22 protein-coding genes and 4 riboswitches are annotated in these 25,426 nt (G+C 69.6%); of the genes, 8 read left to right on the forward strand and 14 right to left on the reverse strand.

Features of this window, described 5'->3' with window-relative positions:
- Positions 1-92 precede the first annotated feature (92 nt).
- From LY44_RS14845 to LY44_RS14905, 13 genes are all read right to left on the reverse strand, one after another.
- Entirely contained in the window at positions 93-695 is a 603-nt protein-coding gene (locus tag LY44_RS14845; protein WP_055209144.1) for a GntR family transcriptional regulator, read from the reverse strand.
- A 43-nt stretch (positions 696-738) separates the two neighbouring features.
- Complete coding sequence (locus LY44_RS14850) at positions 739-1,467, reverse strand: methyltransferase domain-containing protein (RefSeq protein WP_055209145.1); 729 nt, start codon at positions 1,465-1,467, stop codon at positions 739-741.
- Entirely contained in the window at positions 1,464-2,060 is a 597-nt protein-coding gene (locus tag LY44_RS14855) for a pimeloyl-ACP methyl esterase BioG family protein (RefSeq protein ID WP_055209146.1), read from the reverse strand. Before LY44_RS14855 ends, LY44_RS14850 begins: the two co-directional genes overlap by 4 nt.
- Positions 2,060-3,331, reverse strand: coding sequence for an adenosylmethionine--8-amino-7-oxononanoate transaminase (bioA, locus tag LY44_RS14860; RefSeq protein WP_055209147.1), 1,272 nt, complete (start codon positions 3,329-3,331; stop codon positions 2,060-2,062). Before bioA ends, LY44_RS14855 begins: the two co-directional genes overlap by 1 nt.
- Positions 3,328-3,945 carry a dethiobiotin synthase gene (bioD, locus tag LY44_RS14865; protein WP_055209148.1) on the reverse strand — a complete coding sequence of 206 codons (618 nt, stop codon included), beginning with the start codon at positions 3,943-3,945 and terminating at the stop codon, positions 3,328-3,330. The genes bioA and bioD overlap by 4 nt, the downstream gene beginning before the upstream one ends.
- Positions 3,942-5,075: an 8-amino-7-oxononanoate synthase gene (locus tag LY44_RS14870; protein WP_055209149.1), complete on the reverse strand. Its 1,134-nt coding sequence runs from the start codon at positions 5,073-5,075 to the stop codon at positions 3,942-3,944. Before LY44_RS14870 ends, bioD begins: the two co-directional genes overlap by 4 nt.
- Positions 5,072-6,019: a biotin synthase BioB gene (gene bioB, locus LY44_RS14875; protein ID WP_111396050.1), complete on the reverse strand. Its 948-nt coding sequence runs from the start codon at positions 6,017-6,019 to the stop codon at positions 5,072-5,074. The genes LY44_RS14870 and bioB overlap by 4 nt, the downstream gene beginning before the upstream one ends.
- A 215-nt stretch (positions 6,020-6,234) precedes the next feature.
- On the reverse strand, positions 6,235-6,921 hold the full coding sequence (locus LY44_RS14880) for an adenosylcobinamide amidohydrolase (RefSeq protein ID WP_055209151.1): 687 nt from the start codon (positions 6,919-6,921) through the stop codon (positions 6,235-6,237).
- On the reverse strand, positions 6,918-7,652 hold the full coding sequence (locus LY44_RS14885) for an ABC transporter ATP-binding protein (RefSeq protein WP_055209152.1): 735 nt from the start codon (positions 7,650-7,652) through the stop codon (positions 6,918-6,920). The genes LY44_RS14880 and LY44_RS14885 overlap by 4 nt, the downstream gene beginning before the upstream one ends.
- A complete protein-coding gene (locus LY44_RS14890; protein WP_055209153.1) occupies positions 7,649-8,632 on the reverse strand; it encodes a FecCD family ABC transporter permease in 984 nt (327 codons plus the stop codon). Before LY44_RS14890 ends, LY44_RS14885 begins: the two co-directional genes overlap by 4 nt.
- Positions 8,629-9,438, reverse strand: coding sequence for an ABC transporter substrate-binding protein (locus LY44_RS14895; RefSeq protein ID WP_055209154.1), 810 nt, complete (start codon positions 9,436-9,438; stop codon positions 8,629-8,631). Before LY44_RS14895 ends, LY44_RS14890 begins: the two co-directional genes overlap by 4 nt.
- 2 nt (positions 9,439-9,440) lie before the next feature.
- The gene (locus LY44_RS14900; RefSeq protein WP_055209156.1) at positions 9,441-11,294 is read right to left on the reverse strand and encodes a TonB-dependent receptor plug domain-containing protein; all 1,854 of its coding nucleotides are present in this window, start codon (positions 11,292-11,294) and stop codon (positions 9,441-9,443) included.
- 128 nt (positions 11,295-11,422) lie between these two features.
- Positions 11,423-11,618: riboswitch (cobalamin riboswitch) on the reverse strand.
- A 19-nt stretch (positions 11,619-11,637) separates the two neighbouring features.
- Positions 11,638-12,501: a DUF4198 domain-containing protein gene (locus LY44_RS14905; RefSeq protein WP_055209158.1), complete on the reverse strand. Its 864-nt coding sequence runs from the start codon at positions 12,499-12,501 to the stop codon at positions 11,638-11,640.
- Between the two features lie 153 nt (positions 12,502-12,654).
- Positions 12,655-12,817: riboswitch (cobalamin riboswitch) on the reverse strand.
- Positions 12,818-12,899: 82 nt separating this feature from the next.
- Positions 12,900-13,086: riboswitch (cobalamin riboswitch) on the forward strand.
- Positions 13,087-13,295: 209 nt separating this feature from the next.
- On the opposite strand from LY44_RS14905, the gene LY44_RS14910 reads away from it, so the two are divergent.
- The 7 genes from LY44_RS14910 to LY44_RS14940 all read left to right on the forward strand — a co-directional run bounded on the left by LY44_RS14910 (position 13,296) and on the right by LY44_RS14940 (position 23,233).
- Positions 13,296-13,667 (forward strand): thioredoxin domain-containing protein, encoded by a 372-nt coding sequence (locus tag LY44_RS14910; RefSeq protein WP_146707262.1) that lies wholly within the window; start codon positions 13,296-13,298, stop codon positions 13,665-13,667.
- A gap of 69 nt (positions 13,668-13,736) precedes the next feature.
- Entirely contained in the window at positions 13,737-15,311 is a 1,575-nt protein-coding gene (locus LY44_RS14915; RefSeq protein WP_055209162.1) for a cobyric acid synthase, read from the forward strand.
- Complete coding sequence (locus tag LY44_RS14920) at positions 15,308-16,762, forward strand: cobyric acid synthase (RefSeq protein ID WP_055209164.1); 1,455 nt, start codon at positions 15,308-15,310, stop codon at positions 16,760-16,762. The genes LY44_RS14915 and LY44_RS14920 overlap by 4 nt, the downstream gene beginning before the upstream one ends.
- Positions 16,763-16,871: 109 nt before the next feature.
- Positions 16,872-17,909, forward strand: a complete 1,038-nt coding sequence (locus tag LY44_RS14925) for a homocysteine S-methyltransferase family protein (protein ID WP_081024430.1) — start codon at positions 16,872-16,874, stop codon at positions 17,907-17,909.
- On the forward strand, positions 17,906-20,632 hold the full coding sequence (gene metH / locus LY44_RS14930; RefSeq protein WP_081024431.1) for a methionine synthase: 2,727 nt from the start codon (positions 17,906-17,908) through the stop codon (positions 20,630-20,632). Before LY44_RS14925 ends, metH begins: the two co-directional genes overlap by 4 nt.
- Positions 20,633-20,691: 59 nt before the next feature.
- Positions 20,692-20,887, forward strand: a riboswitch (cobalamin riboswitch).
- Between the two features lie 57 nt (positions 20,888-20,944).
- Positions 20,945-22,180, forward strand: a complete 1,236-nt coding sequence (locus tag LY44_RS14935; protein ID WP_055209165.1) for an aromatic ring-hydroxylating oxygenase subunit alpha — start codon at positions 20,945-20,947, stop codon at positions 22,178-22,180.
- Positions 22,181-22,183: 3 nt separating this feature from the next.
- The gene (locus LY44_RS14940) at positions 22,184-23,233 is read left to right on the forward strand and encodes a hybrid-cluster NAD(P)-dependent oxidoreductase (RefSeq protein ID WP_055209167.1); all 1,050 of its coding nucleotides are present in this window, start codon (positions 22,184-22,186) and stop codon (positions 23,231-23,233) included.
- A gap of 75 nt (positions 23,234-23,308) precedes the next feature.
- Here LY44_RS14940 and LY44_RS14945 read toward each other — a convergent pair whose 3' ends face one another.
- The gene (locus LY44_RS14945) at positions 23,309-24,430 is read right to left on the reverse strand and encodes a CobW family GTP-binding protein (protein WP_055209169.1); all 1,122 of its coding nucleotides are present in this window, start codon (positions 24,428-24,430) and stop codon (positions 23,309-23,311) included.
- 169 nt (positions 24,431-24,599) lie between these two features.
- Between LY44_RS14945 and LY44_RS14950 the strand changes: the two genes are divergently transcribed.
- Positions 24,600-25,388 carry an exodeoxyribonuclease III gene (locus tag LY44_RS14950; protein WP_055209171.1) on the forward strand — a complete coding sequence of 263 codons (789 nt, stop codon included), beginning with the start codon at positions 24,600-24,602 and terminating at the stop codon, positions 25,386-25,388.
- Positions 25,389-25,426 lie beyond the last annotated feature (38 nt).

Genomic DNA, 25,426 nt, shown 5'->3' on the forward strand with positions numbered 1-25,426 from the left:
CGTGACGCGAAGCCTGACGGGAAAGGAGACATTGCGCCTCACGCCGACGTTGTGCAACAAGCCCAACAAAGCCTCCCTTTTGTCAACACTTCCTAGCTCAGGCGTTGCAGGTGGCGTTCGAGGATCGCGGCCGCGCCCTTCGCGTCCCGGCGGCGGATCGCGGCGATGATGCCGTGGTGATCGGTGTCGATCCGCGGCCGCCAGCGCGCCCGGTAGTGGACAAGGATGTAACGGGCCGCAAGATTTTGCATGTTCTCGACCGTTTCCAAAAGCCGCGGCATCTCGCAGGCCGCGTAGATCTGCATGTGGAAGGCGCGGTTCATCTCCTCCCAGCTGTAGATGTCGGCGGCCTGATCGCAGGCCTCGCGCAGCCGGTCGGCCTCGCGCACCTGCGCGGCGTTCAGATGCGGCACGGACTGCAGCAGCGTCAGCGGCTCCAGCGCCAGACGCATCAGTTTCAGCTCGCGCTGCGCCAGCGGATCCAGCGGGGCGACCTGCACGCCCTTGTTGTGCTGCGACACCACCAGCCCGCGCGCGGCCAGCTTCAACAGCGCCTCGCGCACCGGGACATGGCTGACGCCGAATTCCGCCGCCACATAATCCTGCCGCAGTCGTTCGCCCGCGATCAGCTCGCCGCGGATGATGCGGCGGGCGATTTCGTCGGCGATCAGCTGCGGAGTGGGCGAGACGGGCATGAAAGGCGGTATCCGAAGGGCTTTTCAACGGCGAGAGGGCCGCTCAGCACTTGCGCGCCATACAGTAAGACGGGCGATAGGTCAAAGTTGTCGGCCCGGCGCGGTTCATCTGCCGCATCAGGTCGCGCAGGCCCGGCGCCGACAGATGGCCCGCCCGCAGCCCGTTCACCCCGGTCGCGCGCAGATGTGCCATCAGCGTGCGGGCATCGGGGAAGACCAGGGGAATGCTCTCGTCCCAGGCGGCAAGCACCTGCATTCCCTCGGGCAGAGCGGCGCAAAGCCCCGCCGCATCGCGATAGCCGGGCGCCCCGGGCGGCAGGCCCAGCCCCGCCAGTTCGGGAAAATTCCCCGGCCCGAAACTGCTGACCGCCAGAATGCCCCCCGGGCGCAGCGCCTGCGCGGCCCGGTGCAGAAGCGCCGCCGGATCGGCGAGCCATTGCAGCATCGAGGCCGAGGCGATTAGATCCAGCCCCGCGGGAAAGCGCAGCGCCGCGGCATCGCCGGGCAGCGCCCGTACCCGGGTTGCATCGGGCCAGCGCAGCGCGGGCAGCGGCGCGACAAGGTCATTGAGCCAGACCTCTCCGGGGTCAAGCCGCGCCAGCTGGCGCGTCAGAAACCCGGTGCCATGGCCCAGTTCCAGCATCCGCGCCGCGGGGGTGATCAGCGGCGCGATCCGGGCCGCCAGCCGGTCGGCGATCTGCGCCTGCGCCGTGGCGGCGGTGTCGTAGCTTGCCAGATGGCGGGCAAACCCCGCGGCGATGCGCGGGATCATCCGGTGATCTCCTGCCAGTCCCGCCAGCGCGCAAAGGGGCTGTGGCCGCCTGCGATCCAGTCGATCTCTGCGCCGGGCCAGGCGGTTGCCATCGTGGCGCGGGGAAAGATGCGATCTCCGGTCGCGGCAAGGATGCGGTCGAAAGCCGGGGCGGGGGCGGCCGGGCGGGAGGCCAGCGCGTGCAGTTCCGCGGCCAGTGCCGCGATCTCGGCCCCGGGCAGCACGGTGGCCCCGGCGCGGCGGGAAAATTGGTCAAGGCTTCGCGGGCTCAGCCCGGCAAGGGTGGCGTCATAGATCGCGGGGCCGATCACCGCGCGCGGATCGGGGGCGCCGCAGATCGCCACGGCGCGCTTGTGCCGCAGCCGCGGCAGATGCCGGGCGGCGACGGCCACGCCCATCGAATAGGCCACGACATTCAGGCGGCTGCGGGACGCCCAGAGCGCCTCGGGCAGAGTCTCGTCGCGATAATCCGACAGCACCAGCACATCCGCCGCGCCGGTCAGATGCCGGAGCGGATCAAGCCCCACCGCCCAGCCCGCAAAGACCAGGATCAGATCCGCGCCCCCCCGCCGTCGCAGCCAGTCTGCCCGCATCACAGCCCCCCGGCGATCGTCCGCATCGCGGCGCTGACGCGGCTCAGCTCGTCCGGCGCGATCGTCAGCGGCGGCATCGCGTAAAGAAGTCGGCCAAAGGGGCGCAGCCAGACACCGGTTTGCGCGCAAAAGCGGTGGATCGGGTCCAGCGGCAGGGGGGCTTTCATCTCGATCACGCCGATGCCGCCCAGACAGCGCACATCGGCCACGCCCGCAAATCCGCGCGCAGGCGCCAGCTCCTGCGTCAGCTGCGCCTCGATCCGGCGGGCCTCGGCCGACCAGTCGTGGCCTTGCCACAGATCCATCGCCGCTGCCGCCACGGCGCAGGCAAGCGGATTGGCCATGAAGGTCGGCCCGTGCATCAAGGTGCCCACGCGCCCGGCCAGATCGCGGCGGGCGACCGTGGCGGCAAGGCTCATCATGCCGCCGGTCAGCGCCTTGCCGAGGCATAGGATATCGGGCACGACCCCGGCCTTGTGCAGCGCGAAATCGCTGCCGGTGCGGCTGAAGCCGGTGGCGATCTCGTCGAAGATCAGCGCGATGTCATGGCGGTCGCACAGCGCGCGCAGCCCCTGCAGATAGGCGGGGTGGTAGAAATGCATCCCGCTGGCGCCCTGCACCACCGGCTCGATGATGAAGGCGGCGATCTGATCGCCGTGCCGGTCAAAGAGATCCTCGACCTCGGCCAGCCCGTTCAGCCGGCCCTCGTCCGGCCAGTCGGCGCCATGGGCCACCGGCGGGCGGGCGACGAAATGTTGCGGCGCGATGGCGCGGCCGAAATGGGCATGCATCCCGGTCTCCGGGTCGCACAGGCTCATCGCCGTCCAGGTGTCGCCGTGATAGCCGCCGCGCGCCGTGGCAAGGCGGGTGCGTCCGCGTCGCCCCTGCGCCAGCTGCGCCTGAACAGCCATCTTCACCGCCACCTCGACCGCGACCGAGCCGCTGTCGGCGTAAAACACCTGATCCAGCCCCTCAGGCAGGGCCTTGACCAGACGGCGGGTCAGATCGATGGCGGGGCGATGCGTCAGCCCGCCGAACATCACATGCGGCAGGGTCGCGGCCTGTTCCTGCACGGCCCGCACCAGCGGTTCGGGCGCATGGCCGAAAGCCGCGCACCACCACGACGACATCGCGTCGATCATCTGCCGCCCGTCTTCCAGCGTCAGCCAGATCCCCTTGGCGGCCACGATCTTGTGCTGCGGCGCGGCAGAGACCCGCGCGGTATAGGGATGCCAGACATGGGCGGCATCAAAGGCCAGATCGTCGGTCACAGCGCCCCCCGGATCGTTGGCAGGTCGATGGTGCGGAAGGCCTGGGCCAGCGTCGCGCGGCTCAGATCGGGCAGCTGCGGCAGACGGCCGAGCGATGGCAGACCGGCCAGACGGCAGATCGTGTCCTGACTGTCGCGGACCTCCGCACCGATGAAAGCCAGGCCCAGCAGCGGCACGCGGCGGGCACGCAGCGCCTCGATCGTCAGAAGGCTGTGGTTGATCGTGCCAAGCCCCGTGCGCGCCACCACGATCACCGGCGCCTGCCAGTCCGCCATCTGATCGGCGTAAAGCCTGCGCCCCGCCAGCGGCACCAGCGCGCCGCCCGCCCCCTCGACGACCAGCGGGCCGGGCAGATCGGGCAGGGCCATCGGCGCGATCTCGACCCCGTCCCGCGCCGCTGCAAGATGGGGCGAGGCCGGGCTGCGCAGCCGGTAAGCCTCGGGCAGGGTCGGGCAGCCGGTCAGCCGCGCCACCGTCTCGCGGTCGGTCTCCTCCTCCAGCCCGGCCTGAACCGGTTTCCAGTAGGTCGCCTGCAGGGCCAACGTCAGCCCGGCGCTGAAGACGGTCTTGCCGACGCCGGTATCGGTGCCGGTGATCACCAGCGCAGAGGTCATCGCAGCCCCCCGATCCGCAGGCTGGCAAGCGCGTCGAAGAGCGCGTCGATATCCGGGACCTGCAGCCCGCCGGTGAGCGAAAGCCGCAGCCGCGCCGTGCCCTTGGGCACGGTCGGCGGGCGGATGGCGCGCAGATCGAACCCCGCCCGTTGCAATTCCTGCGCGGCCTGCAGCGCGGCGAAATCCGTGCCCAGGATCAGCGGCAGGATCTGGCTTTGCCCGGCCTCCCAGCCGATCTGCGCCGCGCGGTGCCGCGCCCGTGCCCGCAGGGCCGCCGCATGGGCGCGCAGCCCGGGCCGCGCGGGCAAGAGCCGCAGCGCCGCCCGCACCGCCGCCGCCAGAAGCGGCGAGGGCGCGGTGGCATAGAGGAAGGGCCGGGCACGGTTCACCAGCGTCTCGATCACCACCCGATCGGCGCAGATCAGCGCGCCGCTTGCCCCCAGCGCCTTGCCGCAGGTATGCACGACGATCAACGCCAGATCGCCCGGATCGGGCGCCAGACCGCGGCCGTCGCGGCCGTAAAGCCCGGTCGCATGCGCCTCGTCGAGGATCAGCACGGCGTCTTCGCGCCGCGCAAGGGTGGCGAAATCGTCAACGGGGGCGAAGTCGCCCTCCATCGAATACAGCGTCTCGAGCGCGATCCAGACCCGGCCGCGCCCGCCCGTCGCCCGCCAGAGCCGGATCTGATCGGCCGCATCCTGCGGGTCATTGTGGCGAAAGCTGCGCGCCTCGGCCGCGCCAAGCCGCAACCCCTCATGCGCGCTGGCATGGATCAGCGCATCATGCAGCACCAGATCCCCCGCCATCGGCAGCGTCGCAAAGACCGCCTGATTGGCCTGAAACCCGCCGCCCATGTAAAGACAGGCCTCGGCGCCGAAGAACGCGGCGGCTTCCTGTTCCAGCGCCTCAAATTCCGGGTCATTGCCGCGCAGAAGCCGCGATCCGCCCGCCCCCACGGCGACCCCGCGCGCCAAAGCCTCGGCCACCGCCTGCGCCAGATCCGCCGAAGCCCGCAGGCCAAGGTAATCGTTCGAGGCGAAATCAAGCCCCCGCGCCGGGGTCAGCGCCCGCGCCCGCCCGCGTTCGGCCATCCGGGCAAGCCGCTCGGCATGGCGGGGATAAGGGCTCATGCCGCATCCCCACAGGGCCGCGGCGCCTCGGGCTGCAGGCCAAGCTTGGCGAAAAGCCGGGCATCGGCGCTGTCATCGGGGTTTTCGGCGGTCAGAAGCGTGTCGCCGACGAAGATCGAATTCGCCCCCGCAAAGAAGCACATCGCCTGCAGCTCGTCCGACATCGCGCTGCGCCCGGCCGAGAGCCGCACATAGGATTTCGGCATCAGGATCCGGGCGGTGGCGATGGTGCGGACCATCTCGATCGGGTCGAGCGGCGCGACATCGGCCAGCGGCGTGTCGGCCATCGGCATCAGCATGTTGATCGGAACCGATTGCGGCGGCTCGGGCAGATCGGCGAGCGTCTGGATCATGCTGATCCGGTCCTCGGCGGTCTCGCCCATGCCGACGATCCCGCCCGAGCAGACATTGATCCCCGCCGCGCGGACGCGATCGAGCGTGTCGAGCCGGTCGGCAAAACTGTGGGTGGAGATGACCGAAGGGTAGAACCGCTCCGAGGTGTCGATATTGTGGTTGTAGTAATCGAGCCCCGCGGCCTTCAGTTGCATCACCTGCGCGTCATCGAGCATGCCCAGCGTCATGCAGGTTTCCAGACCGAGCGCCTTCACCCCCTCGACCATCGCCAGCACCGCGGGCATGTCGCGGTCCTTGGGCGAGCGCCAGGCCGCGCCCATGCAGTAGCGGGTGGCCCCCGCCTCCTTGGCCTTTTGCGCCTCGGTCAGAACCTTTTGCACCTCCAGCAGCTTCGCGGCGGGCAGCTTCGCGCCGTTGCGCCGCGATTGCGCGCAATAGGCGCAATCCTCGCCGCAGCCGCCGGTCTTGATCGACAGAAGCTTCGCGCATTGGATGCGGTTGGGGTCGAAATTCTGCCGGTGCACGCTTTGCGCCCGGAACAGAAGATCCATCAGCGGCAGGGTGTAAAGGTCTTGGGCTGTGCTGTGCATGGCGATCCTCTCGGCTGTCGTGGTCAGGGGATCGCAAATCGGACGCGGCCTCAATTTCGAAAACTATCTATGATCCTGTCGCTTGTCCGCGACTGTCTTTGCCCTGTTTTCAAGGACTTGGGCGTTTTTCGGCCGGAAGCCCCGGCGAAAGTTCCGCGACTGCCTGACTATAATATATGATCCGAAGGCCGGATCGGTCCGGGCCGGGGCGGAGGCTATCCGGCGCAGGGCCGCCGGTTCTCTTCCATCCAGTCGCGGGCGCCGCGGCCCACGGCCTGCAGGACGGCATGGCCGATCGCCTCGCCAAGCGCGGTGTGCAGCCCGGCATGGGCTTCGCGGCCGGGGCTTGCGGCGATGGCGATGCAATCGGTGCCGGTGCCGGTGGCGCGTCCGGTCGGCAGATCAAGCCCCACCGCCATCACCGCCGCCGTGCGGGCCTGCGCTACCAGGCTCAGCGCCTCGATCTGCGCGGCCACCGTCAGACCATGACCGGGCAGGGTGGAGGCGATCCGCAGCGCAAGGTTGATCGTGCCATAGCCCGCGGCCTCGGGGTCGCGCGGCGGCAGGCGGTGCCCGACCGCTTCCGCATTGCCCAGCCCCACCGTCGCCAGCGCCTCCACCGTCCAGTCCGCCACGGTGCAGCTGGCGCGGGTGACCCGGCGGATATCGCGCGAGGTCAGCATCGCCACCGCATCCTGCAGCCCGCGCTCGGCCAGCACGTCGGCAAACCACGGCCCGACATCAAGCCCCGGCGGCAGATCGGCGTTGCGCACCTCGCGCCAGACGATCTGCCGCGCGGTGACCAGACCCGGCCGGTGCGGCGCGAAGGACAGGACCTGCAGCGGTGCCCCCAGATCGACGACCAGCCAGGGCGGCTGCAGCCCGACCTGCAGCGGCGTCATGGCGCGACCCCGGCCAGCGGCTGCAGGATCAGCCCGCCCTCGGCCTCGGCCAGATGGCAGCGGATGGCGAAGACCTCGCGCAAGAGCGCGGGGGTCAGCACGGTGCGGGGCGGGCCGTCGGCGACGATCCGGCCCTGATGCAGCACCCAAAGCCGGGTGCAATGCCGCGCCGCCAGCCCCAGATCATGCGCCGAGGCGATCACCGTGCGGCCCTCGGCGGCAAGGCGGGCGAAAAGCGCCATGCAGGCGATCTGATGCGCCGGGTCCAGGCCCGCGATCGGCTCGTCGGCCAAAAGAAGCGGGGTGTCCTGCGCCAAGGCCCGGGCAATCAGCACCCGCGCCTGCTCGCCGCCCGAAAGCGCCGTGGCCGGGCGCTGCGCCAGCGCCGCCACATCCATCCGGGCCAGGGCGGCGGCCACCTGCGGCGCGTCTTCGCGCCCGTCCTGCGCCAGCGCCACCAGCGCCGCGACGCGCAGCCCCCAGGCGATCTCGCGCTGCTGCGGCAGCCAGGCGGCGGCCCGCGCCCGGGCCCGCGGCGAAAGCTGCGCCAGCGAGGATTGGCCCCGCGCCGCGATCAGCCCCAGCGCGGCGTGCAGAAGCGTCGATTTCCCCGCCCCGTTCGGGCCGATCAGGCCGATGAACTCGCCCGCCTCGACGCGCAGGCTGGTCGGATGCAGCGTCACCCGCCCGCCCCGCCGCACGGTCAGATTGTCCAGCTGCATCAAGCTCATGGCTGGCCCCGCATCCGCCAGATCAGGTTCAGGAACACCGGCGCCCCCACCAGCGCCATCAAGACGCCCAGTTTCAGATCCTGCCCCGGCAGCACCTTGCGCACCGCGATATCGGCGATCAGCACCAGCACCGCGCCGCCCAAAGCCGCCGCGGGCAAGAGCCGCGCCGGGCTGGCGCCGACGAGCGGGCGCAACAGATGCGGCACGACAAGGCCGACGAAACCGACCGTCCCCGCCACCGCTGTCGCCGCCCCCACCGAGGCCGCCGTGCCCAGGATCACCGCCAGCCGCAGCCGGGTCAGATCGATGCCCATCGAGGCGGCGGCCTCCTCGCCGAGCGTCAGCGCGTCAAGGCCGCGGCCGGTGCGGGCCAGAAGCAGGCCGCCCAGCGCCATGAAGGGCGCGGCGATCGCGACATGGGTGAAGGAGCAATCGGCCAGCGACCCCATCATCCAGAACACGATATCCTGCGCCGCAAAGGGATTGGGCGAGAGGTTGAGCACCAGCGAGGTCAGCGCCGAGGCCAGCGCCGAAAGTGCGATCCCGGCCAGGATCAGCGCCAGCGTGCCGCCGCGCCCGGCCAGAAACAGGATCGCGGCCACGCCGATCAGCGCCCCCAGCAGCGCCGCCAGCGGCAGGGCCAGGGCAAAGCTGGCGGCAAGGCCCGTCTGCAGCGCGATCACCGCGCCCAGCGCCGCGGCGGCGGAAATGCCGATCACCCCGGGCTCCGCCATCGGGTTGCGCAACAGCCCCTGCATCGCCGCGCCCGACAGCCCAAGGCTTGCCCCCACCAGCACGGCCAGGATCGCCCGCGGCAGCCGGATTTCCCGCATCACCAGGCCCAGCGGCCCCTCGCCCCCGGTGACCAGCGCCTTGAGCGCAGTCAGCGGCGCCACCTCGGCCACGCCGGTCAGCAGCGAGGCGACAAGCAGCCCCGTCAGCGCCAGCCCAAGGCCGATGTGCAACGATCTTTCCGTCATTTCATATCCTTGAGCCGGTCGGTGGCATCGAGAACCGAGGGCAGGCCGCAGATCCAGTCGCGGTCTTCCACGGCGGCGCGGTGGCCGGTCAGCGCGCCGAGCGCCGGATGGGTCAGCGGTTCCTCGGCGCGGGAGGACCCGGGACCGATCCGCCCGGTGACCACCAGATCGGGATCGGCCAGCACCAGCGCCTCGAGCGGCAGGGTGCTGCCCTGCGCCCGCCCCATCCGCGCGGCCAGCGTGTCGAAGCCGGCGGTGGTCAGGATCTCTCCGGCAAGGCTTTCATGGCCAGACATGTAGCCGCGCGCCGACCAGGTGGCGGCGAGCGGCCGCGGCCCGGGCAGGCTTGCCGCGCGGATCCGCGCCAGCCTTGCGGCGAAAGCCCCGGCCATCGCGGCGGCCTCGGGCTCGCGGCCGAGCAAGGCCCCCATCCGGGCGATGTCGGCCTGCATGTCGGCAAAGCTGTCGGCGGGCTCGAAGACCGCGACCGGGATGCCAAGGCGGCGCAGCATCGCCACGGTGGGCTGCGCCGTGTAGCGCCCGGCCAGCACCAGATCGGGATGCAGCAGATAGACCTCCTCGGCCTGACCGCGGTTCACCGGCCAGGCCATTGCGGCCTCGGCCATCACCGAGGCGGCGGGATCGCGGGCCAGACGGGTGATCGACACAAGCTGCCCCGGCGCGGCCAGCATCATCGCCAGCTGATCGGTGCACAGGTTGATCGAGACGACGCGCCCGGGCGCCGCTGCAACGGGCAGCACCGGGGCAAGGCACAGGAACAGGCCGCAAAGCAAGGCAAGGCGCATGCTCAGAACGTCGTGCCGATGCCAAGATAGATGGCGCGCTCGGGCTGGTTGAAGCCGGTGGCGGTCTCGTAATCGGCGTCGAACAGGTTCTCGATGCGCAGGCTTGCCCGGGTCGTGTCGGTGATCGCAGCGCTCAGGGTCATGTCCGCAACGGTGTAATCGGGCATCGACACCAGCGCGCCGTTGACCTTGTCGAGCCGGTCGGCCACGTGACGGGCGCTGAAGGCCGTTTGCCAGCCCGAGGCAAACTCGCGGCTGAGCCCTGCCACGAGCACATGGCGCGGCGCGCGGGCGGCGGGGGTGGTAAGCCCCTTGTCGTGCACATCGGCATCGGCATAGGTGTAGGTGCCAAAGACCTGCCAGCCCGCCGCCAGATCGGCCTTGCCCTCAAGCTCGATCCCCCGCGCGCGGGTGGTCCCCGAAACCGTCACATAGCAGCCCGGCCAGCCCGTCGTCGTGACGCTTTTGCAGCTGGTCGCATTCTGGTCCCAGTCGATCTTGTCGGTGATCCGGGTGTCGAACAGCGTCGCCTTGATCGTGCCAGAGGCAAAGATCCGCTCGGCGCCGATCTCATAGCTGCGGCTCTGCTCGGGTTGCAGTTCCGTATTGCCGAAGTCGCTCCAGAGTTCATAGGGCGAAGGCGCGCGGAACCCGGTGGCGGCGACGGCGCGGATCACCCAGGCGTCCGAGGGCCGGAACGCCAGACCGAGCCGCCCGGAGGTTTCGCCGCCGAACAGGCTGTGCTGATCGTGCCGCAGCGCGACCGACAGGTCGAGATCGTCGCGCGCGGCCCAGAGCGCCTCGGCAAAGACCGCATTCGTGGCGATGCCCTTGTCGATCCGGCTGCCCCAGGAGGACACATCGAGATTCTCCTCGGTCCGGTCCGCCCCCCAGCTGAGCGACACCGGCCCGCTGCCCGTCCAGCGCCCGGTATAGGCATAGCCTGTCCGGTCGCCCTCATAGACCGCAGGGTAGGAATAGTCCCGCTCGGTGCGCAGCCGGGTCAGTGCCAGCTCCTGCGTCACCGCCCCGGAGATCAGCGTGCCGAACACCCGCGCCCCGCGCAGGCGGCTGTCCACGGTGTCGGCGCTGTCGGCGCCGGTTCCGTCCAGATCGGCCCGGCTGTCCTCGGCAATCAGGTTCGCGCCAAGGCTCAGGCTGTCGGTCAGCGCGTATCGGCCGTGAAGGCGGGCCGAGGTGCCGCGGAAGCCGTCCTTTTCGGTGCCGCGCGAGGAGGCGGAAAACCCGTCGGTCAGCGTGCGCGCAAGGCTCAGCGCCAGTTCGGCCCGGTCGGACTTGACCCCTACCGACCCGGCAGCCGACAGCGTCCCCATCGAGCCGCCCTCAAGGCTGGCGCGGCCGGAGGTGCCCTCGCGTTCGGGCCGCCAGCTGGTGATGTCGATCACCCCCGCCACCGCCTCCGAGCCGTAAAGCGCCGATTGCGAGCCGCGCAGCACCTCGATGCGCGACAGGCCCGCCGTGGTCAGCCCGCCGAAGTCGAATTTGACCTTGTCCGAGGAGGGGTCGGAAACGTCGATGCCGTCGATGCGGGCCCCGACGTAAGACCCCGGCAGACCGCGCAGGCGCAGATCGGACAGGGTGCCCAGCCCGCCGTTCGAGGTCAGCGTGACCCCGGGGAGCCGCGCCACCAGCGCACCAAAGGAAAGCGGCGCGCCGATCAGATCGGCCTCGGTCAGCACATCGACGCTGGCGCCGGTGCGGCTGAGCTTGACCGGCTCCGCCGAGGCGGTGACGGAGATCGTGTCCAGATCGGTGATCTCCTCCTGCGCCAGCGCGGGGGCGGCGGCAGAGGCGAAGGCGGCAGAGAGCAGGGCAAGACGCGACAGAGGCGGCATAGGACAGACCTTTTCCGTTCGGGCCAAACGGCCCGGCATGAGAGAAATCGCGGAAAAGCAGGGGCTTTCCGCAGACGGCGACAGCTCACCTCTGCGGAAAGACCGCTCCCGGGGCGCCCCTCGCGCCCGGGTGGGTGATCGTCCAAGCAGGTCTCCTGGCTCACGGGTCTTCGCTCGGTCGGCCTTCCCGGGCTGGGCCCAGTGGCAGTTCGACGTCGCTCGCCGCTCACAGTTGCGGGGGCAGCCACGGTCTGGGCCCTGCGGCCGTTCCGTGTTCCCTTTCAATCCGACCCGCAGGCCGGAACTTGGACGGCGTGCAGCCAAAACGAAATCGCCCGGCGCGTCAAGCGGTGCTTTCGCGCGGCCGCGGCGCGGCGGTGGCGCAGGCAGGATCCGGCGCGGCCGCGATTTCCCAAGCCGTTGCAAGGGCTTCGACGTCCTTTTCGGCGCCGCTCGTCTGCCCGCCGAAGCGCTGCCAGAGCGTGGTGACATGTCGCACCGGCCGCAGCCCGGACCAGCCGATCGGCCCCGTCGCGGTGACCGCCCAAAGCCCGGGCGCGGGCAGCGAGACCCGGAACCGGCCCTCGCGGTCGGTTTCGGCCACGATCCAGAGCGGCGCCCCGTGGCCTGGCAGGGCTTTCACCTGGCCGCCGACGGGTTCCGCCCCCACCCGTTCCAGAAGCACCGTCGTCGCCGTCAGCGCCCGCCCCTGTGCCAGCACCCGCGCCGAAAACCCCATCCCCGGCAGGAACCCGGGCAAGAGCAGGTCGGGCAGGATCTCGACGGCAAGGCCAAGCGGCTCCGGCGCGGCGGGCGCGGCGCCGCGCAAGACGAAGCACGCGGCCGCATGCTGTACCAGCCCGCGGCCTTCGGGATCGCGCCCGACCGGGGCCTCGGCGTGGATCCGGTGCAGCCCCGGCGCCGACAGATCAACCCGGGTCCGCCAGGCGCGCGCGGCATTGCCCGCGCCCTGCAGCAGATCCGCCGTCAGCCCGGAGGTCAGATCGGTGCGCCGGTCCCCGTGCAGGTGCAGCGCCGCGCTTGGCGGGGGCAGGTCCAGCACCACCCCCCCGCCCAAAGGATCGCCGAGGGCAAGGGTCAGCAGGCCGCCCGTCTCGGGCAGATGCGCCATCAGCCCCGGCGTGGCGGGGCGGGGGATCGCCAGCAGCGCGCGGGCGGCGGCCATCAGGTTTCCGTGCAAGAACATGGTCGTTTCCTTCCGGGGCGCGGTCCGGACAACCGGCCGCAAGACGCGAAAGGACGAAGGGATGTGGCCCCAGAGAGCCGGGCAGAGAGCCGGGCCCCCGGGGGCCAGACGCGCACCCCGGCGTCCGGTGAAACCGGGCCTTGGCCCGGGGGGTGGCAGGTCTCCTGGCTTGCGGGTCCGGGCTCGGGTCGGCCTTCCCGGGGTATCCCCAGTGGCATCGTCGACCGTCGCTCGCCGCTCACAGTTGCGGGGGCAGCTGCGGCTTTGCCCGAAGGCACACCGCATTCCCTTTTCATCCCCGCCGAACGGGGAACCAATCCCGCCTTGGTTGTGCCAGCCCCCGCCGCCCGCGTCAATCGGCTTCCGTCGCGGGCAGTTGACAGTCACCCGGCAAGCGCGCATGTTGCCCCCGCCTTGGTTCCGCGGCTGATCCCGCGGACGAAGAGGGAAGCCGGTGCAAGTCCGGCGCTGCCCCCGCAACTGTAAGCGGCAAGCCCCGAGCACGGCCACTGATCGCAGGATCGGGAAGGCGCAAGGGGCGTTCGAGCCGCAAGCCAGGAGACCTGCCAGGCCGAAAACCATCCCGGGCGGCGGGCCCGGAGGCAGGGTGCTTCGGCTTGTCCGGGGCCTGTCCCCTTACCGCTTTCCGGCCCAATGCCAGAGGAACGGTATGGCGCCGAAAGACACGACCCCGATCACGGCCCCGATCACGGCCCCGATCACGACCTGGGGCGGCCTGTCACCCGGGCATCGCCCCGCCCCGCAGGCCACCTCGCAGCCCGGGGAGCGCCGCCATGGCTGACGGAGGATCCCCGCCCGGAGCGCGCCCGTTCCGGGTGCTGGGCTGCAGCACCTGCCGCCATGCCGACGCGCCCTGCCGCCCCGGCCTCGCCTTTCTGAACCGGCTGTGCCAGGCCCTTGCCCTGGCGCCGGTGGGGGCGGATTTCGACATCAGCGGCTCCGCCAGCCTGTGTTGCGGCACAAGGCTTTGCCCGGTGGTCTGGTGCGCCACGCCCGAAGGCGCGCGGCTTTGGGGCGATGTCCCCCCCGAGGTGCCGGTGGCGGCGCTTCTTGACCCGGAGCAGAGCGAGGCTCTTCCCGGCTCCCTCCACCCGCCCGTCCGCGCCGCCGCCGAGATCACCGCCGGGCCGGGCCTGCTGCACTGATCCCCCCGACCTTCCGGTGTCGGGCTGCCCCGGCGCCGTCCTTGCCTTGCCGACCGAACGGACCCTGCCATGACCCTCTCGCTTCCCGACCACGATCCGGTGCCGCCGCTGCCGGAACTCGATGTGCCGTTCCTGACCCCGCCGCCGCCGCGGCGCGGCCGGGCGCTGATGATCCAGGGCACCAGTTCCGATGTCGGCAAAAGCCTGCTGGTGGCCGGGCTGTGCCGCGCCTATGCCCGCCGCGGGCTGAAAGTGGCGCCGTTCAAGGCGCAGAACATGTCGAACAATGCTGCCGTCACCGTGGACAGCGACCTGCCCCCCGGCCCCGACGGTCAGGCCCGGCGCGGCGAGATCGGCCGGGCGCAGGCGCTGCAGGCCCGCGCCGCCGGGGTGGCGCCCTCGATCCACATGAACCCGGTCCTGCTCAAGCCGCAGGCGCTGGTCGGCTCGCAGGTGGTGCTGCGCGGCCGGGCGCTGGGCAACTGGCCCGCGCGGCATTACCACCATCTGAAACCCTTCCTGCTGCCCGCGGTGATGGACAGCTACCGCCGCATCGCCGCCGAAGCCGATCTGGTGCTGGTCGAGGGCGCGGGGGCGGCGACCGAGACCTGGATCAAGCATTGCGACATCACCAACATGCGTCTGGCCGAGGAGGCCGATCTGCCGGTGGTGCTGCTCACCGACAACGACCGCGGCGGCGCGCTGGCCGCCGTCGTCGGCAGCTGGATGCTGCATGACGAGGCCGAGCGGGCGCGGGTGAAAGGCATTCTGGTCAACAAGTTCCGCGGCTATTTCTCGCTTTACGAGCCCGCCTGCCGGACCATGACCGAGATCACCGGCTGGCCCTTTCTGGGGGTTGCGCGCTGGTTCGAGGCGGCGGGGCAGCTTCCGGCCGAGGATGCGCTGGCGCTGGAACGTCCCGCGACGGGCAATGGCGCGGGGCTGATCGTCGCCGTGCCGCATCTGGATGGCGTGGCGAATTTCGACGACCTCGACCCCTTGGGCGCCGAGCCCGGCGTCGATCTGCGCTGGGTCCGCCAGGGCCAGCCGATCCCGCCCGAGGCCGATGTGGTGCTGTTGCCGGGATCAAAAACCACCCGGGCCGCGCTGGCCACCCTGCGCGCGCAGGGCTGGGATGTGGACATCCGCGCGCATCTGCGCCGCGGCGGCCGCGTCGTCGGGATTTGCGCGGGGTTTCAGATGCTTGGCCGGGTCGTGCGCGACCCCGAAGGGATCGAGGGCCCGGCGGGCGAGACCGAGGGTCTGGGGCTTCTGGACCTCGAAACCGTGATGACGCGCGACAAGATGCTGACCGAGGTGCAGGCGACCGATGCGCGCAGCGGTCAGGGTCTGGCGGGCTACGAAATGCACATGGGCCGCACCACCGGGCCGGGGCTTGACCGGCCGTGGTTCCGGCTCGACGGCCGCCCCGAGGGGGCGGTGTCCGGCGATGGAAGGGTGATGGGGACCTATCTGCACGGGCTCTTCGGGGCGGATGGCTTTCGCGGTCATTGGATCACCGCGATGGGCGGGCGGGCCTCGGGGCTCGATCATGCCGCGCAGACCGAGGCGACGCTGGAGGCGCTGGCCGATCAGCTGGAGGAAGACCTTGATCTGGACGCGCTGCTGGCGCTGGCGAAATGACGGCGCGGCGGCTGATGGTGCTGGGCACCGGCTCGGATGTGGGCAAAAGCCTCTTCGTCGCGGGGCTGGCGCGGGCCTTCACCCGGCGCGGGCTGAAGGTGGCGCCCTTCAAGGCGCAGAACATGTCGAACAACGCGGCGGTGACGGCGGATGGCGGCGAGATCGGCCGGGCGCAGGCGCTGCAGGCGCGGGCGGCGGGGGTTCCCCTGTCCGTCCACATGAACCCGGTTCTGCTCAAGCCCGACAGCGATGTCGATGCGCAGGTGGTGGTGCAGGGGCAGGTGCTGGGGCGGTTTTCCGCGGCGGACTATCAGGCGCTGAAGCCAAGCCTGCGGGGGCGGGTGATCGAGAGCCTGGATCATCTTTCGGCGACGCATGATCTGGTGCTGATCGAGGGGGCGGGCAGCGGCGCCGAACGCTATCTGCGGCCGCAGGACATTTCCAACATGGGTCTGGCCGAGGCCGCCGATCTGCCGGTGCTGCTTTTGGGCGACGAGTCGCGCGGCGGGGTGACGGCGGCGGTGATCGGGCATCATCACCTGTGGACCGCGTCTGAGCGCGCCCGGGTGGGCGGCGTGATCGTGACCAAATTCCGCGGTGATCCGGCGATCTTCGCCCCGGCGGCGGCGGATATCCGCGCCGAGACCGGCTGGCCGGTGCTGGGGCTGATGCGCTGGTCCGAGGCGGCAAGGCGCCTGCCCGAGGAGGATTCGCTGGGTCTTGCGCGCAAGCGCGGCGCGGCGGGGGCGCTTGTCGTGGCGGTGCTCGAGCTGCCGCGGGTGGCGAATTTCGACGACCTCGACCCGCTTGCCGCCGAACCGGGCGTCGATCTGCGCTGGGTCCGTCCGGGGCAGCCGATCCCGGCCGAGGCCGCGGTAGTGATCCTGCCCGGGTCAAAGGCCACGCGGGCCGCGCTGACGGCGCTGCGCGCCGAGGGCTGGGATGTCGATCTCCGCGCGCATCTGCGCCGGGGCGGGCGCGTCGTGGGGATTTGCGCGGGGTTTCAGATGCTTGGCCGCGTCGTGCGCGACCCCGAAGGGATCGAGGGCACCCCGGGCGAAACCGAGGGGCTGGGGCTGCTTGATCTTGAAACGGTGATCGGGCCGACGAAGCGGCTGGCCGGGATCGACGCTCTCGACTATGCCAGCGGCGCCGGCGTGAGCGGCTACGAGATGCATATGGGCCGGAGCTTTGGCCCGGATCTGGCCCGGCCGTGGCTTGTTCCGGACGGGCGGCCCGAGGGGGCGGTCAGCGTCGACGGCAAGGTGATGGGCAGTTATCTGCACGGGCTTTTCGGCGCGGCGGGCTTTCGTGGCCATTGGCTTGCGCAGCAGGGCATCACCGCCGCAGCGCAAGACCACGGCGCCCGGATCGAGGCCGCCCTTGATGCCTTTGCCGCGGAAATCGAGGCCGATCTCGACCTTGACGCGCTTCTGGATCTGGCGCGATAGGGTCGCAGCCCGGCAGGGACATGAGTGAGCCTCATAATTATCCTGATGATTATGAATTTGCTGAAAGGTGACTTGTGGCCTATCTGCCTTCCACCCGAGGGAGATTGCCATGCTGACCCAGACCCTGCCCAGATCGACGGCCTTTGCCGCGCTTGAGGCCCTTGCCCGTGACCGTATCCTGATCCTTGACGGGGCGATGGGCACGCAGATCCAACAGCTTGGCCTGAGCGAGGCGGATTTTCTGGGCCGCGGCTCGGGCTGCGCCTGCCGCCATGCCACCGATCACCCGCAAAAGGGCAACAACGATCTGCTGGTGCTGACCCAGCCGCAGGCGATCGAGGAGATCCACTTCCGCTATGCGATGGCGGGGGCGGATATCGTCGAGACCAACACATTCTCCGCCACTACCATCGCGCAGGCCGATTACGGGCTGGAGGGCGCGGTGTTTGACCTGAACGCCGCGGGTGCGCGGGTGGCGCGGGCGGCGATGGACCGTGCCGAGGCCACCGACGGGCGGCGCCGCTTCGTTGCGGGGGCCGTGGGGCCGACGAACCGCACCGCCTCGCTCTCGCCCGATGTGAACGACCCGGGCTACCGCGCCGTCACTTTCGACGATCTGCGCACCGCTTACGGCCAGCAGGTGCGCGGGCTGATCGCGGGCGGCGCCGATATCCTGCTGATCGAGACGATCTTTGACACGCTGAACGCCAAGGCCGCCATTTTCGCCTGTTTCGAGGCCTTTGCCGAGCGGGGCGAGCGGTTGCCGGTGATGATTTCGGGCACGATCACCGATGCCTCGGGGCGCACGCTCTCGGGGCAGACGCCGACCGCGTTCTGGCATTCCGTGGCCCATGCCCGGCCCTTCACCGTCGGGCTGAACTGCGCTTTGGGCGCAAGCGCGATGCGCCCGCATCTGGCGGAACTGGCGGGCGTCGCCCCCTGCGCGATCTGCGCCTATCCCAATGCCGGGTTGCCGAATGCCTTTGGCCAATATGATGAAACCCCCGACCAGACCGCCGCGCAAGTGGCGGAATTTGCCCGCGAAGGGCTGGTCAATGTCGTGGGCGGCTGCTGTGGCACCACCCCCGATCACATCCGCGCCATCGCGGCAGCCGTGAAACCTTTCCCGCCGAGGGCCCTGTCATGAGCCGTTATCTGCGTCTTTCCGGGCTCGAGCCCTTCACCCTGACGCCCGACATCCCCTTCGTGAACATTGGCGAGCGGACCAACGTCACCGGCTCGGCCCGGTTCCGCAAGATGATCGTGGCGCGCGACTATGCCGCCGCGCTGGATGTGGCGCGCGATCAGGTGGAAAACGGCGCGCAGATCCTTGACATCAACATGGACGAGGGGCTGATCGACAGTCAGGCGGCGATGGTCGCCTTTCTCAACCTGCTCGCGGCCGAGCCCGACATTGCCCGGGTGCCGGTGATGATCGACAGCTCGAAATGGGAGGTGATCGAGGCCGGGCTGAAATGCGTGCAGGGCAAGCCCGTCGTCAATTCGATCAGCCTCAAGGAAGGCGAGGAAATCTTCCGCCATCACGCGGCGCTGTGCCTTGCCTATGGCGCGGCAGTGGTGGTGATGGCCTTTGACGAAGAGGGGCAGGCCGACAGTTTCGCCCGCAAGACCGGCATCTGCGCCCGGGCCTACCGGATTCTGGTCGAGGAAATCGGCTTTCCGCCCGAAGACATCATCTTTGACCCGAACGTTTTCGCCGTGGCGACGGGCATCGAAGAACACGACAATTACGGCGTCGATTTCATCGAGGCGACGCGCTGGATCAGGCAGAACCTGCCCCATGCCCATGTCTCGGGGGGCGTGTCGAACCTGTCCTTCAGCTTTCGCGGCAACGAGCCCGTGCGCGCGGCGATGCATGCGGTGTTTCTGTATCACGCCATTCGCGCCGGGATGGATATGGGCATCGTCAATGCCGGGCAGCTGGTGGTCTATGACCAGATCGACCCCGAGCTGCGCGAGGCCTGCGAGGATGTGGTGCTCAACCGCGTGCCGAAAGCGGGCGGCACCGCGACCGAGCGGATGCTGGAGGTGGCGGAAAAGTTCCGCGGCGGCGCGCGCGAGGAAAAGACCCGCGATCTGGCCTGGCGCGACTGGCCGGTCGAAAAGCGGCTCGAACATGCGCTGGTCAATGGCATCACCGAATTCATCGAGGCCGATACCGAAGCCGCAAGGCTTCTGGCCGAACGCCCGCTGCATGTGATCGAAGGGCCGCTGATGGCGGGGATGAACGTCGTCGGCGACCTGTTCGGCGCGGGCAAGATGTTCCTGCCGCAGGTGGTGAAATCGGCGCGGGTGATGAAACAGGCCGTCGCCGTTCTGCTGCCCTACATGGATGCCGAGAAAGCCGCGCGCGGCGGCGAGGGGCGCGAGACCGCGGGCAAGATCCTGATGGCCACGGTCAAGGGCGATGTGCATGACATCGGCAAGAACATCGTCGGCGTCGTGCTGGCCTGCAACAATTACGAGATCGTCGATCTGGGCGTGATGGTGCCGCCGCAAAAGATCCTCGAGGTCGCGCGGGCCGAAAAGGTCGATGCGATCGGGCTTTCCGGGCTGATCACGCCGAGCCTGGACGAGATGGTGCATCTGGCCGCGGAAATGGAGCGCGAGGGCTTCGACATTCCGCTGCTGATCGGCGGGGCGACCACCTCCAAGGTGCATACCGCGGTGAAGATCGCCCCCGCCTACAGCCGCGGGCAGGCGGTCTATGTGCTGGATGCCAGCCGGGCCGTGGGGGTGGTGGGGGCGCTGCTCAGCCCAACGCAAAAGGCGGGCTATCAGGCGCAGATCCGCGAGGACTATGCGCAGATCGCCGCCCGTCATGCCCGCGACGAGGCCGCCAAGGTCCGCCTGCCGCTGGCCGCCGCCCGGGCCAATGCTTTGCGGCTCGACTGGTCGGGCTATGCCGTGCCCGCGCCGCAGGTTTTCGGCCCGCGGGTGATCGACGACTGGGATCTGGCCGAGGTGGCGCGGTTCATCGACTGGACGCCCTTCTTCCACGCCTGGGAGTTGAAGGGGGTCTATCCGCGGATTTTCGAAGATTCCGAAAAGGGTGAAGCCGCCCGGGCGCTCTTTGCCGATGCGCAGGCGATGCTGGCGCAGATCATCGCGGAACGCTGGTTCACCCCCCGCGCCGTGGTGGGCTTCTGGCCCGCGAATGCGCAGGGCGATGATATCCGGCTTTACACCGACGAGACCCGCGCCGAAGACCTCGCCACCTTCTTCACCCTGCGCCAGCAGACCGGCAAGCGCGAGGGCCGCCCGAATGTGGCTTTGGCCGATTTCGTCGCGCCTGCGGGCACGGTGCCCGATTATCTGGGCGGTTTCGTGGTCACGGCGGGCCCCGAGGAAGCCGAGATCGCCGCGCGGTTCGAAGCCGCCAATGACCATTATTCCGCCATCATGGTCAAGGCGCTGGCCGACCGCTTTGCCGAGGCCATGGCCGAAGCCCTGCACCAGCGGGTGCGGCGGGAATACTGGGGCTATGCGCCCGAGGAAAGTTTCGCCCCCGATCAGCTGGTGGGCGAGCCCTATCGCGGCATCCGCCCGGCGCCGGGCTATCCGGCCCAGCCCGATCATACCGAAAAGCTGACGCTGTTCCGGCTGCTTGATGCCGAGGCCGCGACCGGGGTGACGCTGACCGAAAGCATGGCGATGTGGCCCGGCTCTTCGGTCTCGGGGCTCTATATCGGCCATCCGGAGGCCTATTATTTCGGTCTGGCCCGGATCGAGCAGGATCAGGCCGCCGATTACGCCGCCCGCAAGGGCATGGCTTTGACCGAGGTGCAGCGCTGGCTGGCCCCGGTGTTGGGGTCGGCCGCGCCCGCCGCCGCTTCGGTGGCCGCGTGATCCTGTCTTAAAACGTGGGCAGCGCGTCGTTTTTGGCGCGCGCCTTCTGCGACAATCTGTCAGGCTGAAGGCCTCAGGGTGCCCGTCCGCAAGGCCGGGAGAATTGGGAAGCCGGTGCAGGACCGGCGCTGCCCCCGCAACGGTCAGCAATGAGGGACGGCAAGGCCACTGGACCCAAGGTCCGGGAAGGGGCCGCGCCCGGGTGCGACAGCACGCATTGCAAGCCCGGAAACCAGCCCCGAGACCGCCGGGCCCAAGGGCCCATCCATCCAACCAGCCCTTGCGGGGAGGCAGGGGCAAGTGAGGTGCAAGATGCCGAACGCATCCGACATCCGTGCGCAGCTCGCCGCACGGCGCAAGGACCATTCCCTGCCGCAACCCTTCTACTGCGATCCGGGGATCTTCCAGACCGATCTGACGCAGATCTTCTACCGCGAGTGGCTGTTTGCCATTCCCGCCTGTCAGCTGCAAAAGCCCGGCGATTACGCGACGTTGCAGGTGGGCGCCTGTCCGGTGATCCTGGTGCGTGGCGCCGATGCGATGATCCGCGCCTTTCACAACGTCTGCCGCCATCGCGGCCAGCGGCTTTGCGCCAAGGCGACGGGGAACAGCCCGAAGCTTGTCTGCCCCTATCATCAATGGACCTATGACCTGGACGGCAAACTGCTCTGGGCCAAGGACATGCAGGCGGATTTCAACCCCGCCGCGCATGGGCTGAAAAAGGTGCATTGCGTCGATATCGGCGGGATGGTCTTCATCTGTCTGGCCGAGGTGCCGCCCGCGATTGCCGATCTGGCGGGCACTCTGGGCCGCTATCTGCTGCCTGCCGGGCTGAAACAGGCCCGCGTTGCCCATGTCTCGACCATCATCGAGAAGGGGAACTGGAAGCTGGTGATCGAGAACAACCGCGAATGCTATCACTGCGGCGGCGCGCATCCGTCGCTCTGCCGGACCTATTCCGACAATCCGCGGATGACCGCGATGGAGGGCCCCGAGGCGGCAAGCCCCGACATTCTCGCGCATTGGGCGCGCTGCGAGGCGGCGGGTCTGCCCTCGCGCTTCGTGCATCATCCGCAGATGCAATGGCGGCTGGCCCGCATTCCGCTGCTGAATGGCGCCGAGAGCTACACGATGAGCACCAAGGCCGCGGTGAAGGGCAAGCGTCTGGGCGAGATGCCCTTCAACGATGCCGGAAGCCTGCTCTTCTTCCACTATCCGAACACCTGGAACCATTTTCTGGCCGATCATGCGATCGTCTTCCGGGTGCTGCCGATCTCGGCCACCGAGACCGAGGTGACGACGACCTGGCTTGTGCCCGGCGAGGCCGTCGAGGGAGTGGATTACGACCTGACGGAACTCACCGAGGTCTGGACGGCGACGAATGACGAGGACCGGCAGGTGGTCGAGGAAAATCAGGCGGGGATACTCTCGCCCGCCTATGAGCCCGGCCCCTATTCGACGCTGCAGGAAGAGGGCGTGATCCAGTTCGTCGACTGGTATTGCGGCACTTTGGACGCGCGGCTTTCCCCGCCGCTGGCGGCGGAGTGATCGATGGACCGGATCAACTGGGCCAGCGCGCCGTGGAGTGACGCCGAGCCGCTCGAATGCGCGATGGTGGTGCCCGAAACCGCCGATACCGCCACGATCACCTTCCGCGCGCCTTCGGGCGCGTGGTTCGACTACCTGCCCGGGCAGTTCCTGACGCTGGATCTGCCGGTGCCGGGCCAGCCGGTCAGCCGGACCTATACGATCTCGTCTTCACCCTCGCGGCCCCTGTCGCTGTCGGTGACGGTGAAGGCGCAGCCCGGGTCGGTGGGGTCACGCTGGCTGATCGACGCGCTGAAACCGGGGATGCGGCTGCGGGCGCATGGGCCTGCGGGCGATTTCAGCCTGCGCCAGCATCCGGCGCGCAAATATCTGTTCATCTCGGCGGGCTCGGGCATCACACCGATGATGTCGATGACGACCTGGGCCTGGGACAGCGGCGAGATGCCCGACATCGTCTTTGTCCATGCAGCGCGGCGGCCCTCCGACATCATCTTCCGCCCCCGGCTGGAACAATTCGCGGCGCGGGTGCCGGGGTTGCAGCTGCGCTTCACGGTGGAAGAGGTCGAGCCTTTCAGCGTCTGGCACGGCTTTCGCGGGCGGCTCAACCAGATCATGCTGGGGCTGATGGCGCCGGATTATCTGGAACGCGAGGTGTTCTGTTGCGGCCCCGAGCCCTTCATGCGCTCCGTCAAGGACAGCCTCGCGGCGCTGGGCTTCGACCTTACCCGCTATCATCAGGAAAGCTTCGGCCCGCCCGAGATCGCGCCCGAAACGGTGCCCGAGACCACGGAGGCCGCCGAGATCCGCTTCACCGCCTCGGGCGTCAGCACCGCTTGCGCGCCGGGCGAAACCGTGCTGGCGGCGGCGAAACGGGCGGGGCTGAACATCCCCTCGGGCTGCAACTTCGGTCTTTGCGGCACCTGCAAGGTGCGCAAGACCGCGGGCGAGGTGCAGATGCTGCACAACGGCGGGATCTCTGAAGACGATATCGCCGCGGGCTATATCCTGGCCTGCTGTTCGCGTCCCTCGGGCAAGGTGGCGGTCGAGATCTGACCGCCGCCCCTGGCCCGCGGCAAAGCTGTTTCGAGAGGACGGCCGGGGCGTCATCGGGGCGAAGCCCCGGCGCGCTCAGGCCGTCAGCGGGTGCACCGTCGTTCCGGCCCGCAGCATCTCGACACTGTCGCGCAGGGCCTCCTGCGGCAGATCCCGCCCGATGATCACGATGCGGCTTTTGCGGTCGCTGCCGGTCCAGCGCGCCAGCCGCACCGGCGGATCGACGATATGCTGCACGCCGTGGATCACATAGGGCGTGTCGATCCCCTCGGCCCAGAGCACCGCCTTGAGCCGCAGGATCTCTGCGCCACGGGTGGCCAAGAGCGTCTCCAGCCAGAGATCGAGCATCACCGGGTGGATCGGCGTATCGATCACCATCGAGACCGAGCTGATGCGGTCGTCATGCCGCGACGGCGGCGGCATCGCGCCGTGCAGGGCCGGTCTGGCCGCGGGAAGGCCGAAAAGCCCATGCGTCGGGCCCTCGGGCTGGGCGACGGGCGCGGGGAGGAGAGTGGGCGCAGGGAGGAGAGTGGGCGTCAGCGGCGCCTTGATCCAGGCTCCCGCCGCGGGCAGGGGGGCGCCGGTCTCGGGGGCGCCGTGGCCGAACAGCGCGGCCAGCGGCAGCTGGCCCGGCCGAGCCTGCAACAGCCTGGCGCCGGGGGCAAGCGCCGCCAGACGCGCGCTCAGCCGGGCGATGTCGAAGGGGCGGGCCAGATCGGTCTTGGTCAGCACCAGCACATCGGCCATCGCCACCTGCTGCACGCTTTCAAAGCCTGCATCAAGCGTCGCCGCCCCGTTCACCGCATCGCAAACGGTGATCACCCCATCCAGCCGCAGCCTGCCGCGCAGCTGCGGCGCCACGACCAGCGTGTGCAGGATCGGCGTCGGATCGGCAAGGCCGGTGGTCTCGATCACGATGCGCGCAAAGGCGAGATCGCCCCGGTCACGCCGGTCGAGCAGCCCCTCCAGCGCCGTCACCAGATCGCCGCGCACCGTGCAGCAAAGGCAGCCCGAGGCGAGCAGCACGGTTTCCTCGGTCGTGCCGACGATCAGGTCGTGATCCAGCCCGACATCGCCGAATTCATTCACCACCACCGCGATCCGCCCCGACGAGGCATCGGCCAGCAGCGCATTGAGCAAGGTGGTCTTGCCGGCGCCAAGGTAGCCGGTCAGAAGCGTCAGGGGGATGCGGGTCATGCTGGCCTCATGATTGTTATAATGTAACATATACGAGGCCGCGGGGCAGGGCGCAACACCTCGGGCGGCGGGGCCGGGTCCGCAGCGCAGGCCCGCAGGGCTCCACGCCCGAAGGCTTGCCCTTTCCGCCGCGCCGGGCGATGCTCGCGCAGCCCAAAGGAGCCTGCCCATGAGTTTCACCCTTGCCACCTGGAACATCAACTCGGTCCGCCTGCGCGAGGCGCTGGTGTGCAAGCTGATGACCGAGGAGGCCCCCGACGTGCTCTGCCTGCAGGAATGCAAGAGCCCGGTCGACAAGATCCCCTTCGCCGCCTTTGCCGCGCTGGGCTACCGCTATCACGTCGCGCGCGGGCAAAAGGGCTACAACGGCGTCGCGATTCTTTCGAAACTGCCGATGGTCGAGGCGGGGGCGGGCGATTACGCCAACCTTGGCCATGCCCGCCACATCGCCGGGCGGCTGGAAAACGGCGTCACCATCCACAATTTCTACGTCCCCGCGGGGGGCGACATCCCGGACCGGGCGGAAAACGAGAAATTCGGCCAGAAGCTCGATTTCCTCACCCATATGCGCGACGATTTCCACGCCCAGCGGCCGGACCGGGCGATCCTGGTCGGCGATCTGAACATCGCGCCGCGCGAAGATGACGTCTGGAATCACAAGGCGCTGCTGAAGATCGTCTCGCATACGCCGATCGAGGTCGCGCATCTGGCCGCGGCGCAAGACGCGGGCGGCTGGGTCGATGTCACCCGCGCCGATATCCCCGCGGGTCCGCTCTATTCCTGGTGGTCTTACCGCTCGCCCGACTGGGACGGCGCCGACAAGGGCCGCAGGCTGGATCACATCTGGGCCACGCCCGACATCGCGGGCGCGGCCCACGGCAGCCGGATCCTGCGCGCCGCGCGCGGCTGGGAGCAGCCCTCGGACCATGCCCCGGTCTTTGCCAGCTTCGATCTTTGAACGGCGCCCCTTGGCGCGGCCCGGGCGGCGGCGCATAT

The sequence above is a fragment of the Rhodobacter capsulatus genome (assembly GCF_003254295.1).
Taxonomy (GTDB): domain Bacteria; phylum Pseudomonadota; class Alphaproteobacteria; order Rhodobacterales; family Rhodobacteraceae; genus Rhodobacter; species Rhodobacter capsulatus.